We start from the raw sequence: 15,219 nt of genomic DNA, 5'->3' as shown, positions 1-15,219 counted from the left end.
CAGGATTTTAATTCTTACAAAGCGAATATATCTTATAATACGACATAAAAATTAAGGGGAATTATAATATGAAAGACATTAATCCACATTGGGAGACAATCTACTACCACTTACGCTATGAATATGAAGACAATCTTACTCATCAAGCAATTCGTATTTTACAAATCACTTCCCGAGAGAAAGATATAACAATTGGAAAAATTGCTTCTGAACTTGGTTTATCTCATAACACAGCGTCCGAACATGTAAAACGTCTTATTCAAAAAGGATTTATCATTAAAGAAAGAAATAAACAAGATGAACGAGTTGTGAACCTTACACTAACGACAGAAGGAATTGAAGCATTAGAAAAGCATACTTTGCTAGACAAAGAAAAGATACAAATATTAGAATCACAGTTATCAAAAGAAGAGCAACAACTAATAGAAACAGCCTTTTCGTTATTAGCTAAGGAGGCAAAATATGCATTTCCTCGTTAAGGTCATCGTCTCCGCCCTCATTATTGGGGGTGTAACCGAATTTGCCAAATATTTTAGTACGCTTGGTGGCTTTATCGCAGCCCTTCCTCTTATTAGTTTGCTTAGTTTATTTTGGATTTCTTTCGAAGGTGGGAGTAAACAAGAATTAAGTCAATTCGCTTTAGGCGTATTATATGGATTTCCTGCATCTGCACTACTATTATTTATTGTTTATATCAGTTTAAAGAACTCCTTTTCACTTAGTACATCTATACTCTTTGGCATAGTCGCCTGGTGTATCGCCTTTACTTGCCAAAAAGTATTTCAAGCTTAGGGGGAATTACTATTAATAGATCAGTAGAGATATTTGGACAAACTGTAGAAGTATATATAAGAGGTAGCAGTAAACAAACTGTAGTCATTCAAACAGGAATGGGATGCTCATTTTATGATTGGCTTCCTATTATAGAAAAGCTTTCACAAAAATTTACAGTCATTTCATATCATCGCCCAGGTTATGGAAAAATTGAGCTAGGAACTAATCCACGTACAACAATGCAAGTCGTAAAAGAACTACATATGTTACTACATGAACTAGATATTTATGAGCCAATCATTTTAATCGGTCATTCCTATGGAGGTTTATGCGCACAACATTTTGCAATGTTACATGAAGATAGGCTGCAAGCACTTCTTTTAGTTGATTCTACTTCCATGAACTTACACCGATTAAATGAACTGCATTTACCGGTTTCTGATCAAACTGATTCTGATGATATGTGGCTACAAAAATATCATACTTACTCCAACATGGATGCAGACGCACTTTATAATGAACTAAAATCTATGCTCGGCAATACAACAAAACAGCATATCAAATTTTCCACATCTCCTTCCTTATATAAAGCGACAGCTGCTGAACTGTCCGAGTGGAAATATTGCGCTCGCTCAATTAAAAAACAACATAAAGCATTAGAAATACCATTAATCGTTATCGGTAGAGATCCTCAATATTCTGTTGCTCAATTGATTGAGGGCGGTATGCCCAAAGAAGAAGCTACACAACTTGAAGATATGTGGCAAGAACTTATTCGTGAACAACTAAATCTCTCAATAAATAGCCAATATTTTTTGGCTGAACATGCTAGTCATGGGATAGAAAATGATCGCCCAGATACTATCATTGAAGCCATTCACTCATTGTCAATAAAAAAAGGAAGCAACTGAAGTTGCTTCCTTACTTATCTATTCATAGTCTTCTTCGTCATCATCAACTTCTTCATAATACGAACTCCCATTGCTTACATATATAGGACCATTCGCAACATCAATACGTAATACCCATGCCCATGGCACAGCTAAACGTTTATGTATTGCTCTCCAAAAGTTCATTGATTTTCTTTCGTACTCCTGGAACTCCTGAAGTAACTCTTTATAGGAGGGACCGTCTAACTGAATATTTGCTTCTAATAAACGAGAATGGGCATAGTACTGTAACTCTAGTTCAGCAGCAATCTCCATTTCTTCTTCCGTTGCCATACCTATAATTGCTCCATCTGCTGGTGCGATTTCATATACGTTGTGAACTTCAATAAGCCCTTCTTTCTCTTTCTCAAACATGTAAACAGCCTCCTTTAACCAATATTTTTTATGTTACAAAGTCATACTTCTACAATACCTTCTCTCTTTCCTCTTTTTTTGATAAACTTTTACAAAATGTTTATCCGATGACCTGTTTTCTCTACTCTTTCAGCAGAAATGAAACGATTATTATCAAAAGTTAATTTATACACATCAGGCATATGAAGGGTTTTCCAAAACTGAAAATCATATTTCGGATCAAAATAATTCATTAGTAATACCATAATATTCCCATGAGTGCCTATTACAATATTCTTACCTTTATATTTTCCCAATATATTTTGCATACATATTACAGCACGCCTTTGCGCTATATTACTTGATTCCCCACCTTCGTATGCAAAAGTCCAGTCTTCCCACACTTTCTGAATAGCATCGTTAAAATCTGTTACTGGCTCTTTACTTAATAACCTCTCTCTTAAATCTTCTTCCAGTTGTATTGATAAATTATATGTATTCGCAATCCCTTGCACAGTTTGCATTGCCCTTTTGTACGGGCTAGAAATCACAACATCAATATGTTTATCTTTTAATAAGCGTGTTACATGCTGCGTATCTAACAAACCTTTTTCAGATAAAGGCCTTTCCCGTTCTTCTTTTGTATATGTAGAGTGGGCATGGCGAACGAAATATATTGTGGTCATTTTTCAACTTCCCTTCTTATTTTCAATCTATATTCAATGAAGTAAATAAGAAATCCTGTATTATGAAAAGAAAAAGGACGCTTTCTAAAAAGCGCCCTTTTTTACATAATAAAATTATTTCGTTATAATTTCCTTCTAAACTCTTCATCTGTTATAGTATCTTGAATAAAATAATCTATATTATTTCTCAGCTTTTGGTATGCAACTTGATCTTCTATATCGTTAAACATAATTACAACTTCTACTTTATTCCCCTTCTTATCTGTAGTATACAAACTTTTTGTCAATACGAATGCGGTAGAGCCACCTTTTTGACCAGCGTATTCTAACTTACTATTATTAACTGTTCCTTTGAAAATATTCTCGATTTCTTCTTGCATTGATTTTGGAAAATAATTTCTACTATTTATCTTTTTCATTATACTCATATAGTCTTTAGCGTTTGCACCCACTAATCGATCTGACCAAATTCGCTGAAATTCCATATCTACTTTTAATGGGATATCCCTTTTTTTCCATTCTTCTTCATCTTTCATCCATTCATGAATTTGTAACACATGTTTATTATACTCATCCTTTGACATGTTACGTATCATTTCTAACGATTGATTTTCTGGCTGATGAAGCTCTTTTTCTACATACCCTCTCATATATAGTGAAGCAGTATACGACGTGAACTTGTCATGACTAGTAAGCTCTAACTCTTTTATACTTTCATTTACTCTTTCTATTCCAAGCTTATCTAACAAATATGTTGTATTTGCATTAGAACTATAATGAATCATCCCTTTAGCGACTTCTTCTAAAGCGATGTGTTCATTTTTCACTAACTCTCTAGCTTTGGCATCTTCTAACCACGCAGGATGCGCTCCACCATCCGTGTTTTTAACGTAATATTTTTCTAGTTCCTGCAATGAAATTTGTTCATCACGACTTACTTTTCCTTCTGACACTTGTTTAGCAAATTCAACTGCTATTACGATTTTTGCCGTACTCGCTAATGGCAATTTTTTATTTTCATTTACAGATGTTACTACTTCGCCATTTCTTCTAATTAGTAATGAAAGTGATTCATCACCTTTATGTTCTTTTATGTAATTTAATACGTAATTAGGATCTTCTTTCGACAAATAATATCTCATAATGACAAAGAAAGCTATAACGGCTACTATAATCACTCCTGCAACAATTCCTATAATCTTTAATATGTTCACAATATGCCCCCTCTAATAAAGTGAAACTATAATCAGTGGGGGTTTACGAGCAGTTAATCTCCCACCTAACTTCTTTGCCCCAGCCGAATTTTGAGGTGGAAGTTTTACTGCCCGTTAATGCGGGACAAATTCCCTTCTATATAATAATTATAACGAATAAAAATACAAAATTATACAAAATAGAGTGACTTTTCCTAAAAAAAAGAAAGAGTTACTCTATTTCACATGATGTTAGGTGTCCATTTAACGTAACAACTATATTTGAGTCGTCACTTTCTTTAACGCTATTTAGTCGATTTGAGTTAGGAGGACCAATTACAACTGATTCCTTAATTGGCGAAAGATCCTTTCCCAATTTTTCTGCACTTACACCGTATGCAGCTTGAAATACTTCTGGCGGTGTTAATCTAAGTATGTCTGATCCTTCTGCTGTTTCAAACTGATCGTTATTGAAGAATAAATGTAACTGTACTTCCTCTGTTACGGCCGTGATCCAGTGCCACCATCCCATTGGAATAAAGACCGTTTGCCCCGCTTTCAAATGATAATTTTGCAATTGATTCGTTTCAGGATTTAATATAGAAGTAACGGCTTCCCCTGAGACAACAACATCTAATTCCCAAGCATTCGGATGCCAATGTGGTTCTCGCATATGCCCCTTCGTCATAAACAAATCAACAAAGGCTCCTCCAATCATCGCCGGTAATTGTGTTGACGTTACTTCATACGCAACATTTTTCTCATCTCTTTTAAAAAAGACATTCTTTCTTGAATCAAAGAAAAGATTTGGCGTTCCTGAGCTTTTCTTTAAATTTTTATTATCTGTAACATAACCTGAATTACTCATTTTATCCCTCTTTCCCGCTCCGAACATTTCTGATTTCACACTGTATCGTATGGGATTTTTTTAGGAATGTGCCTATTAACAACATAACAAAAAAACATGCTTTCATTACGACAGCATGTTTTGTGATATTCTTCACATTTTTCAGTTAAAAAATAAACTTTTTACTTACCATGATGTAACATTAAATCACTAAGTTCTTCTTCAATGTGATTTAATTTCGCAACGCCTTCTTTCCATTTATGAATATAACGTGAAACCCCGACAATAAATAAAACAATAATTGTAGAAAGAATAATACCATATACGATTGTTACAGTACTCATAGTTACACTTCCTTATAATTAGTAATGTTGTTATTAGTTATATTTTTATTATAAACCTTTTTCTTTTAAAATACTTCAATTTCAACTTTTTGTAACAAAATTGATTTTTCTAACATTTCGTTCATAAAAATGGCATATTTTTCACAAATTATACAAAACTTCAACATATGTACTATTACCATATGAGTTATATTGTTAAATAGGATAAAGTGAAATTTTAGTCAGTAAGGGGTATCTATCCCACACTGATTATTAGCCCGCACCAACCAGGCTTTTACGGACCGTTACTGTGGGATAAAGGGGATGAAATACTATGACAACTTGGTTTATTGTAATGTTAGTTGTATTTGGGGCATTTAAAATTATCGTTTCTAGCCTTCCTAACTCTGTTATTGAATCCATTATTAGCAAGTACGAAACACATCCACAACTTGAAGAAGAGAATGTGACTGTTACAATCAATGGAAATAACTTAGAAGGCGAAAAGAAATCCAAAATTATTCATGATTTTAACGAAGGTTTATTTTTAGATCGCTATTATGCACCACCACACAATGAGGGCACTCCTTTAATTATCAATGCAAAACGTGGCAAAAAAGATTTTACCTTTTATATTTATAGTCATGAAGAACATGTCGACGTTGTAAAGCAATATAAAAAGAAGGTAGTTGCTTATAGTTTACGCTCTAAAAACCTTCAAAATAATGATATGTTCGTATCAGCTGATTTAGCTTAATACTCATATATTAGAAAAAGGAATCCATCTGGCTACGGATTCCTTTTTTCCTATACATGTTAAGTCAATTCTACGCATTCCATTGCAAGTGAATATACATTTTTATATCCTGCTATGCTAAGCTTTTTCTGTAATTGATCCGTATCCTCTTTCAAAGCGTGTACTAACACCGTATGTTCTGGTAATAATGTATTTAACATTTCTTTAACATCACTTATACTTTGGTGAACCTTATACGGAACTCGTTCCACTCTACATCCTTTACTTACACGTTCTTTCATCATCTTTTCTGCAAAACTCCCTTTCGCAATATGTCCAGTAAAGATAATGGAATTTCGTTCTTCATGCCGAAGTTGTTCATAATACAACTGTGCTCGTTTCGTTTGCATATTCGCATCACTCATTACAACTATTCCGTAACTATTTTGCATACATATATCATTATCCATAACTATTATGTTTCTTTTTAAACTCTCTAGAATCCGCTCAAGTTTTTCATTATTTTTCAGCCAATCTTTATATATGAACATCTCTTCAAAACCGACCAAAATTTCTTTATCTACTATAAGCGGAAATTCTTTATATCGTTCATATAAATAAAATACTATATCTTGCGCCCTACCAAGTGGAGGCAGTGGTAGTAATGCTATTCCTTTATTTTGCGCAACTCGTTCAATTTCTGCACATAGTTCGTCTAATCTTTCAATTTGCGAAACATCATCAGTGTGGTAAGCGGCATCCACAATTGCGATTTTTATATCGCTTCGTAACTTCTCAGGTAAATTAGCTCGTAGTATATTAGACTCTGCTGAATAGTCCCCAGAATAAAATACGTATGTATTACACATATCCACTAAAAACCAAACAGCTCCTAATACATGTCCACTATACCCCCATTGAAACCGCAATGCAGGAGTAATTTGTATCCATTCATTTGGATTACCAATCTCATCAATACACACATAATTTAAATCTTTAATATTTTGGTCGTTATAAGGTAAATTCCACCCTTGCTTCAGATTGTAGTTTCTCCATTTTTCAAAATAAGCTGGCAGTCGCTCCTTCGTATAACGAGTTGTCCAAATTTTTTTCTTATATCCATACTTCGTCAATAAAGGTAAACCCATCGTATGATCTTCATGAATATGTGATAAAAATACCGCATCTAAAAATGGAACAACTTCTCTCTCTATTTTTGGATAACTATCCTCATACGATCGATTAATACCACAATCGAATACGATTTTCGTCTCTTTATTTTTCACAAAATAGCAGGAACGACCGTATTCTCCTGCTCCTCCCCATACTTCTACCCTCATCATGCTACCCCTTTTCGTTTTTGCTCCATATGTTGCAGAAGTAATAAGCACATTGTTGTAAGTCAAACAGAAACAACGGCCATCGCCATTCCTATAGATACTTCTCCCTGTTCAAATTGAGCAAAAATAAACGTTGCTGACGTTTCTACTGATGGAGGTAATACGAGAAGCGACGCTACTAACTCTCTTATCGAAATCGTAAATATCATCGCCCATCCAGCAAGAATTCCTGGAATAATAAGAGGCAATATTATTTTTCTAAAAATATAAATATAGTTCCCAGAAAAGACGCTTCCCGCCTGTATAAGAGAATCATCAATTTGTCCGAGCGAAGCTTTTACATACTGCACCGTATAAGGTAGAAAAAGAACCACATACGTTACGATAACCATGACAGGTGTATTGTAAATTGACATAGGCATATATGGTGAATTCCAAAATAAAATAAGCCCTACAACCATCACTATTCCTGGTACCATATTCGGTAACATACCGCACATATCAAGCCATTTTTCAGAGGAATTTTTCCCCTTTCGAATCATAAGTGCTAAAAAGACTCCAATAATTACAGCAACAATCGCTGTTACGAGTGAAAAATGAAAACTGTTCCATAAAGCTTCTAATCCTGGAGAACCCATTGTAAACAATGCTTCATAATGGCTCGTTGTAAAGCTATTTACATGTAAGCCACCACCTCTTAATTTCGACAATGAAGCGATCAGTATAGAAAAGTATGGAATGCCAATTGCTACTATTAGTAAACCAATTACATAAAACCATGCTATAACGCGCGCAAATATAGACAAAGTATACCTTTTAGATTTCACACCTTTTCCACTAACCATGGCATATGAATACTTTCGATTCAATACATTTTGCATATACCAAATAAGCATACACGCACTTAGTAATAAAGAAGATAATGCTGTTGCACTACTAAAATCAATTGGCCAACTCGAAATAAATTTATGGATTTCTGATGTTAGCACGTGAAATCCTATTCTACGTCCGAATGTAGCCGGTGTTCCGAATTCAGCAATCGTCTTTACAAAAATAAGTAAAGCACCCATTACATAACTTGATACTAATAATGGGAATATTATTTTTCGTAAACGATAGAAAAAGCTCCCACCATGAACCGCTGCAGCCTCTTCTTTACTACTTCCAATTTGAAGTAACGTGTTTTTCAACATAAAGTAAAGAAATGGGAATAAATGCAGACTCATAATTAAAACCATACCGCCTAAACTAAAAAACGATGATGAGATCGACTTTAATCCTGGAAAAAATTGTTCAAAATAGCCGTTAGGTTGCATAAACAAAATCCATCCCATTGATCCGATATAAGGCGGAGTCATAAATGGAATCATAAAAACAATATCTAACTTACTATACTTTCCTACATCTGTTTTGCTCATAATGAATGCCAATGGAAATGCAAATATGGTAGCTCCTATTACAACGAGTACACCTAGCAGCATCGAATTTAGAAAAATCCCAGCTAATCCACCACTCTGCATGACTTCAAAAGGCTTTAAAAAATTCCAACCACTATTTTCATATACACTAGAAAATAAAATGAGACAAAGCGGAATGACGATTAACATCGCCACAAGTAACAACGCTACCGTCATTCCAACTTGTCTTACTGATACGAATCGATTTACCATGTAATCACCATCTTATTGAAATACTTTCTTAAATTGTTTTCCTATTTCATCATGTTCTTTCTCAACTGTTTTCCAATCAATATTTAATACTGGAATCTCTTCTACATTTGGTCTATTTTCAGCTTTTATATCTGTTCTACCTGGCAATAAATACGCTTTAGAAACTTGTTTTTGCACATCATCTGATAATAAATAATCAATAAACTCTTTTGCACCTTCTACATTTTTACTATCCTTCATAATGCCTGCCGCACGTGGACTAATGACTGTTCCGCTTTTTGGATATACGATATCAACCGGTTCACCCTTTGCTTTTGCACTATACGTCATATAATCAACACCCGCAATTACCATATCTTTCGCACCTGTTACTACTGGATCTAACGCTTCTTGGTTTGCCCCTGCTACTGTAACTTCATTTTTCTTAAGCTGTTCAAATAAATTCCATCCATCTTTTCCATTCTTTTTCACGTATCCTGTTACAAAGTCTAAAGCCGACCCTGAAAGTGCTGGATCTGGAAGATTCACTTTCCCTTTCCATTCCCCTTTCGTTATATCGCTCCAATCTTCAGGCGCTGTCTTCACATTTTTTGTGTTGTACACAATTCCTAATGCTGAAGCACTATACCCGAAATAATGTCCTTTATCATCCGACCATTCTGGACGAAGCTTATCAGCTTGTTTCGCTTCTTTATAAGCTAACGTTTGACCATCTTTCTTTAATCCTTCCATCACTGGTAAAGAAGCGAGTACGACAACATCAACGACTGGATTTTTCTTTTCAGCTTCCATTCTCGCTAAAATCTTACCAGTTGTTCCTTGAAACATTTCCACTTTTATACCGCTTTTCTTTTCAAAGTCCTTTTGAATTTTTTCTGCTAATCCTTTTGGCCCTGCACTATATACAACAATTTTCTTTTCATTAGTATTTTTACTTTTTGCATCTGCACTACCTGTCTTTGAACTACAACCTGTTACTACTGCAGAAAATAGTAAAGTACATACAAATAAAGACTTAAGCGAACTGAATTTCTTCATACGATTCTCCCCCTATATGATGAATACATTTTTTTGATACATATAACGATACCGGTTTACCGACGCTTAGCTTACTATTGTGATAAGCTGTCCATACACCGAGTGTCCCCATATTTACTTTCACTTCATAACGTTCTCCTACATATGTAACGTACTGAATTTCACCTGTATACGTATCGCACACGTCATTTTTTGTCCAGCTCACGTGCTCTGGACGAATCATTTGTTTATTCTCTACAAGCCAATTTGCTTTGCCAACAAACTTTGCAACAAATTCATGAGACGGTTTCACATAAATGTCTTCTGGTGTTCCTTTTTGTAATACTTCACCCTGTTTCATGACAATAATTTGGTCTGACATTGACATAGCTTCTGTTTGATCATGTGTTACATACAATGCCGTTAAACCAATTGAATGAACGATGTCCATAAGTTCTAATCGCATTTCTTCTCGCAAAATTGCATCAAGTGCACTTAACGGTTCATCGAACAAAATAAAATGAGGCTTTGTTACAATTGCTCTAGCAAATGCGACACGTTGCTGCTGTCCACCTGAGAGTTCATGCGGATATCTTTTCTCCATACCTTGCAAACGAACTCGCTTTATCGCATCTTCTACCTTTTCTCTTAATTGATTCGTTTGCTTCGTAGCCCTTAAACCAAATGCAACATTTTCAAATACAGTCATATGTGGCCATAAAGCAAAATCTTGAAATACCATACCGATATTCCGTTCATGAGGAGATGTTTTTATTTTTTTTGTCGAAGAATACATGCACTTATCTCCAAAATATATTTCACCTTTATCTGGTTCTTCAAGCCCTGCAATCATTCTAAGTAAAGTCGTTTTCCCGCATCCTGAAGGTCCTAAAAGTGTAGTGAATTCTCCTTGTTTCATGACAACCTGTAACGGCTTTAACGCCTGCGTTTTTCCAAATGCCTTTTCTAATCCATGAATTTTAATATCCATCGTTTCACCTCTCTCCCCTCATTCTTAACCTGCTTTCATTCATTCTATCTGGAAGATTTATACTGAATGTTAATGTACTGTAAAGATTAAATTAAAAAATCTCTAATAATCTATTTATTTCTATAGATTTTTTCTATAGTTAGAAGAAAAAGGGGCCCACTTATTATGAATCTCTTAAAATTAGAAGTTGTAGTGCTTATTAAGAAATACAAAAAACTTACGATTGTTGCAGAAAAACTTGGCGTTAAACAACCAACTATTACCTTTCATATAAAAAGCTTAGAAGAAGAACTCGGTGTGTCTTTATTTGAATTACGTTCTGGAAGATATTTCTTAACAGAGGCTGGCGAGGCATTGCATCATTATGCTTGCAAAATAGATGCACTTATGAAAGAAGCTAGGCGGGTCACACAAGAGTTTAAAGATTTTAATAAAGGCGCTATAACAATTGGTGCTAGTTATGTACCAGCGACTTATCTTTTACCAGAAGTTGTTCACCAATTTCAATGCGAATTTCCCAATGTAAAAATAACACTCATGGTAAAAACAGCTCCTGAAATTCGAACGATGCTACAAAATCATGAAATTGATCTCGGGATAATTTCTGCTACACCATTTGATGAACCACTTTTAAAACAAACGAATATAATACCTGATACACTTGTTCTTGCTTTCTCCAAAGAACATCATTTTTCAAAAAATGAAAATGTATCATTACAAGATATCGAGAAGGAGCGTATACTATTGCATCGTAACCCATCTACAACGAGCGATTTACTTACACAATGGACGTTAGTACATAACATTACATTCCAATCTGAAATTGAATTAGATTCATTAGAAACGATGAAACAAATTTTAAAATATGGTAATGGTGTCGCCTTTATTTCTAAACTTGCTATTGAACAAGAAGTACAGCGAAATGAGCTATGCTATATACCGATCCCTGATTTTGAATTTCAGCGTAATATTTATACCATTCATCATGAGGACAGATGGAATTCTAAAATAATTTCTTTTTTACTACATAGCATTACTTCTTTTGCAGAAAAAAATTAAAAGGCTGTCGTTATACACGACAGCCTTTTAAACTATAACTCTATTTATTTTTCTTTTCCTCAATTTTTGCTTGCGCCTCTTCGGCTTTATCTAATGCTTCTGATACTTTCTTCTCTTTTTCTTTCACTTCATCTATACTATCGACAGCTTTAATAAGTTTATCGATTCCTTCTTCTTCTACCTTTCTATGCTTCGCCACTCTTTCATTTACTTTTTCTTCCACATCTTTTGCTTTTTGAAGCATATTTTCTGCATTTGATTTGACGGCCTTTTCAAGTGCATCGTCTTTTTTCTTTTGCAACACTTCGTTTGCAATGTCTTTCGTTTCTAAATACTTACCGTCTTTTAATGCTGTCGCACCGTGATCCAATAACTGAGCGACTTCTTTATATGCCTTCGCTTCATTTCCTGATTTTTCTTTTCCCGCTTTTTCAAACCACATAATCGCATCACTATATTTTTCATTTTTCAATGATTGCATACCTGTTTCAATATACGTGTCATAATTGCTACATCCAGTCATTACGACTAACAAAAAAAGCATAACAAAACTTAATTTTTTCATGATGTTTTCTCCTTTTCTTTGTCTGCTCACTTTACTTTAACATACATGAAAAAGAGTTTCAAAAACTAAAATACTAATTTGGTCATTTTTATTTTGTTAAAATTTTCTTTTAAGCTGAAACATTCACTTTTCCTTTCGCCATATGCTGCTTTACTCCAACTAATACAACTAACAATAATCCTCCACCTATTGTCATCATAACAATGCTAGTCGGTAACATATCTAATAATAATCCATATACAATCATACCGAGCGGTGCGATTGCAGTAGCAATTGTTTCAAGTAGGCCAAACACACGCCCTAAATAGCTCGGATCTGTCGTTTTTTGCATATGTACTTGCATCGGAATATTTACAATCATAATTGATATACCCGTTAACATCATAAAAGCAATATAGTAAATAAAACTTGCCACTTTGGGAATGGTAACTAACAATGGGAAGACTGTACATAAACTTAAACCCGCAAATAAAAACAGTCCAGTATAAATAGAACGAAACGGATTCTTCACTTCTTTACGCACTGATAAAGCAATCGCACCCATTAGCATCCCGACTGCTAACATTCCCTCTACAGTACCAAGTTGCTTTGAAGATAGATGCAATGTATGGACGATAATATATGGAAGTGCTACGGTTAGCCCACACGCAAAAAAGTTTACCCACAGCGCTATTTTCATTAGACCATATATTTCATGCTGTCGTTTTACATATGAAAATCCTTCTTTTATACTCGTCAAGAAACGCTCTTTACTCTCAGCCACTTCTTTTTTGTATAAATCAAATACGATAAATAATTGCACAATCACTGCTAAAAAGAATGTAATACTATTTAACAAAAAGAACGACTTAATGGAAATGAAACCAAATACAACTCCGCCAATAATCGGCCCTAATATATTTGATAAAGAAGCCGCCGTTTGATTTAAAGCACTCGCTTTTTGAATACGCCCCTCATCTACTAAATTAGGAATAGACGAAGTTAATGCAACAGAATAAAAACTTGCACAAATTGATAATAATGCTGCTGAAACATAAATAAAAAGAAGTGATGGTCCAAATATAGTAGCAAGAATAAACATAATAAGCATCGTTAAGCTACTTAATAAATCAGTGCCAATGACAAGCCACTTTCGATTCACACGGTCAGCTACAGCACCCGCAATCGGACCACAAATCATCCTTGGAAGTGATCCGCAAACGAGCGTAGTTGCAAAACCTATTCCTGAACCAGTTGTCTTTAAAACGTATAACCCCATGGCAAATGTATAAATTCCTGCCCCTAATAAAGACGTCATCTTTCCAATCATCATTAAAATAATATTTCTCGTTGCAATCTTCATTCTTGTATCATGTTGTCCTATACTTACATCTCCCATAATGACTCTCTCCCCTTAAAAGTTAAATTGTGTTAAACTTATTATATAATCGACTTTCCAATTTTTACAACAAAAAGTTAAATACAATTTAACTTTCCAATTATAAAGGAGCAATAATATGGCAACTCTCGGTGAAAAAATTAAAGCGTTACGTAAAGAAAAAAAACTTACACAAACAGAGCTGGCAGGTTCAGAACTTACAAAAAGTATGCTTAGTCAAATTGAAAATGGAAAAGCTACACCTTCCATGAAAACATTACAATATATCGCTGAAAAGCTTGAATGTGAAGCGAGTTTTTTATTAGAAGATGATGATGGAGAAATTGTAGAACTCATTACAAAAATGGAGCAACTCATAAAGGAAAACAAATGTGATGAAGTGTACGAGACTTTACTACCTATCGTTCAAACAGAGCTACCTTCTACTTTAAATACGGCTCGTTTATACAAACAATTTGTAACTGCTGCGGTGATTATAAAAGATTACAACATTGAATCTTACGTAGAAAAAGCTGTTTCTATTTTTGAAAAATATAAGTTATACCGAGACAGTACGGAAACAAAATTAAAATTATCTTTTGCGATATTCACACGTAAAAAGTATGCAGAATGTTTACAACTTATATCTAATATTAGAAATGATTATGAAGAGAAACATTTAGAAATGGATCTTATTATACATATTGATTTATGTTTATATGAAGCCATCATATTACTAGCATGTGGCGATTATGAAAAATGTGAAGAAACGATATTAGAGACACTCGCATTTTCAAAAAAACATCAAGTGTATTATAAAACAGATGCATTTTACCGGATTTTATCTTATCAAAAAGTCATTACAGTTGATAAAGAACAATATTTATATTACATAAAAAAATCTGAGCAATTTGCCATTTTTACAGAAGATACTCTATCCATTGCGATGACTAATATTTTAAAAGCTTACTACTACAACACGATTACTAATGAATATACAATCGCATTAAAACATCTAGAACAATTTCGAGAAAAACTAAAAGATCAGCCCATTTTTCAAGACGACGGATTGTATTATCTTGAAAAAGGAAAATCTTTATACGGATTAAAACGTTACGAAGAAGCTTTACAAGCATTGCAACGTGGTATTATACCAGATTATATGAACCATCCGCTTGATCAATCGTGGCTTACAACAGCAGGTGCATATCGTGCCCTTTGTTACGTCAAACTGGATGATAAAAAAAGAGCTCTTGAAGAAGCAAAAAAAGCAAATGAAATGATACAATCGTATCCGGATTCTGTTTTCTCTGTATTTATTAAAAAAACATTACAAATAATACAAAAACTTTAAGGATGTCTCGAAATGGTATATTAT

At 34.1% G+C, this 15,219-nt stretch carries 17 protein-coding genes and 1 pseudogene; 6 read left to right on the top strand and 12 right to left on the bottom strand.

Annotation, left to right across the window (positions count from 1 at the left end; all coding sequences use genetic code 11):
- Nucleotides 1–68 precede the first annotated feature (68 nt).
- The 3 genes from MRBLBA3_RS12125 to MRBLBA3_RS12115 are packed head-to-tail and all read left to right on the top strand — an operon-like array spanning nt 69 to nt 1,685.
- The gene (locus tag MRBLBA3_RS12125) at nt 69–479 is read left to right on the top strand and encodes a MarR family winged helix-turn-helix transcriptional regulator (protein ID WP_363381411.1); all 411 of its coding nucleotides are present in this window, start codon (nt 69–71) and stop codon (nt 477–479) included.
- Nucleotides 463–792: a DUF3147 family protein gene (locus tag MRBLBA3_RS12120; protein WP_363381409.1), complete on the top strand. Its 330-nt coding sequence runs from the start codon at nt 463–465 to the stop codon at nt 790–792. The genes MRBLBA3_RS12125 and MRBLBA3_RS12120 overlap by 17 nt, the downstream gene beginning before the upstream one ends.
- Nucleotides 753–1,685, top strand: coding sequence for an alpha/beta fold hydrolase (locus MRBLBA3_RS12115; RefSeq protein ID WP_363381407.1), 933 nt, complete (start codon nt 753–755; stop codon nt 1,683–1,685). The genes MRBLBA3_RS12120 and MRBLBA3_RS12115 overlap by 40 nt, the downstream gene beginning before the upstream one ends.
- An 18-nt stretch (nt 1,686–1,703) precedes the next feature.
- Here the strand turns inward: MRBLBA3_RS12115 and MRBLBA3_RS12110 are convergent, their stop codons facing one another.
- The 6 genes from MRBLBA3_RS12110 to MRBLBA3_RS12085 form a co-directional block, all read right to left on the bottom strand.
- A complete protein-coding gene (locus MRBLBA3_RS12110) occupies nt 1,704–2,078 on the bottom strand; it encodes a hypothetical protein (protein WP_363381405.1) in 375 nt (124 codons plus the stop codon).
- Between the two features lie 89 nt (nt 2,079–2,167).
- Nucleotides 2,168–2,743: a histidine phosphatase family protein gene (locus tag MRBLBA3_RS12105; protein ID WP_363381403.1), complete on the bottom strand. Its 576-nt coding sequence runs from the start codon at nt 2,741–2,743 to the stop codon at nt 2,168–2,170.
- A 122-nt stretch (nt 2,744–2,865) separates the two neighbouring features.
- Nucleotides 2,866–3,957, bottom strand: coding sequence for a serine hydrolase (locus tag MRBLBA3_RS12100; RefSeq protein ID WP_001023330.1), 1,092 nt, complete (start codon nt 3,955–3,957; stop codon nt 2,866–2,868).
- 211 nt (nt 3,958–4,168) lie between these two features.
- A complete protein-coding gene (locus tag MRBLBA3_RS12095) occupies nt 4,169–4,804 on the bottom strand; it encodes a cupin domain-containing protein (RefSeq protein WP_363381401.1) in 636 nt (211 codons plus the stop codon).
- A 161-nt stretch (nt 4,805–4,965) separates the two neighbouring features.
- Nucleotides 4,966–5,127 (bottom strand): hypothetical protein, encoded by a 162-nt coding sequence (locus MRBLBA3_RS12090; protein WP_000109008.1) that lies wholly within the window; start codon nt 5,125–5,127, stop codon nt 4,966–4,968.
- A 65-nt stretch (nt 5,128–5,192) separates the two neighbouring features.
- On the bottom strand, nt 5,193–5,309 hold the full coding sequence (locus MRBLBA3_RS12085; RefSeq protein WP_363381399.1) for a multidrug transporter MatE: 117 nt from the start codon (nt 5,307–5,309) through the stop codon (nt 5,193–5,195).
- A gap of 131 nt (nt 5,310–5,440) precedes the next feature.
- On the opposite strand from MRBLBA3_RS12085, the gene MRBLBA3_RS12080 reads away from it, so the two are divergent.
- A complete protein-coding gene (locus MRBLBA3_RS12080; RefSeq protein ID WP_098762877.1) occupies nt 5,441–5,863 on the top strand; it encodes a YfmQ family protein in 423 nt (140 codons plus the stop codon).
- Between the two features lie 59 nt (nt 5,864–5,922).
- Here MRBLBA3_RS12080 and MRBLBA3_RS12075 read toward each other — a convergent pair whose 3' ends face one another.
- The 4 genes and pseudogenes from MRBLBA3_RS12075 to MRBLBA3_RS12060 form a co-directional block, all read right to left on the bottom strand.
- On the bottom strand, nt 5,923–7,185 hold the full coding sequence (locus MRBLBA3_RS12075; RefSeq protein WP_328022955.1) for an MBL fold metallo-hydrolase: 1,263 nt from the start codon (nt 7,183–7,185) through the stop codon (nt 5,923–5,925).
- Nucleotides 7,182–8,852, bottom strand: a pseudogene (locus tag MRBLBA3_RS12070) (ABC transporter permease). Before MRBLBA3_RS12070 ends, MRBLBA3_RS12075 begins: the two are co-directional and overlap by 4 nt.
- Before the next feature lie 12 nt (nt 8,853–8,864).
- Complete coding sequence (locus MRBLBA3_RS12065) at nt 8,865–9,890, bottom strand: ABC transporter substrate-binding protein (RefSeq protein WP_363381396.1); 1,026 nt, start codon at nt 9,888–9,890, stop codon at nt 8,865–8,867.
- Complete coding sequence (locus MRBLBA3_RS12060; protein ID WP_363381394.1) at nt 9,868–10,860, bottom strand: ABC transporter ATP-binding protein; 993 nt, start codon at nt 10,858–10,860, stop codon at nt 9,868–9,870. Before MRBLBA3_RS12060 ends, MRBLBA3_RS12065 begins: the two co-directional genes overlap by 23 nt.
- Nucleotides 10,861–11,025: 165 nt before the next feature.
- On the opposite strand from MRBLBA3_RS12060, the gene MRBLBA3_RS12055 reads away from it, so the two are divergent.
- Nucleotides 11,026–11,919 carry a LysR family transcriptional regulator gene (locus MRBLBA3_RS12055; protein WP_363381392.1) on the top strand — a complete coding sequence of 298 codons (894 nt, stop codon included), beginning with the start codon at nt 11,026–11,028 and terminating at the stop codon, nt 11,917–11,919.
- Between the two features lie 40 nt (nt 11,920–11,959).
- Here MRBLBA3_RS12055 and MRBLBA3_RS12050 read toward each other — a convergent pair whose 3' ends face one another.
- Together MRBLBA3_RS12050 and MRBLBA3_RS12045 are read right to left on the bottom strand one after the other, a co-directional pair.
- Entirely contained in the window at nt 11,960–12,484 is a 525-nt protein-coding gene (locus MRBLBA3_RS12050) for a hypothetical protein (protein WP_363381390.1), read from the bottom strand.
- A gap of 109 nt (nt 12,485–12,593) precedes the next feature.
- Nucleotides 12,594–13,862 (bottom strand): MFS transporter, encoded by a 1,269-nt coding sequence (locus MRBLBA3_RS12045; RefSeq protein ID WP_363381388.1) that lies wholly within the window; start codon nt 13,860–13,862, stop codon nt 12,594–12,596.
- A 118-nt stretch (nt 13,863–13,980) separates the two neighbouring features.
- On the opposite strand from MRBLBA3_RS12045, the gene MRBLBA3_RS12040 reads away from it, so the two are divergent.
- Nucleotides 13,981–15,195 (top strand): helix-turn-helix domain-containing protein, encoded by a 1,215-nt coding sequence (locus tag MRBLBA3_RS12040; protein ID WP_212089999.1) that lies wholly within the window; start codon nt 13,981–13,983, stop codon nt 15,193–15,195.
- Nucleotides 15,196–15,219: the final 24 nt, after the last annotated feature.

The organism is Bacillus sp. LBA3-1-1.1 (assembly GCF_040676495.1).
In the GTDB taxonomy this organism is placed as follows: Bacteria; Bacillota; Bacilli; order Bacillales; family Bacillaceae_G; genus Bacillus_A; species Bacillus_A nitratireducens.
The sequence above is the reverse complement of the archived record's forward strand: the minus strand, read 5'-3'. Positions and strand labels throughout refer to the sequence as shown.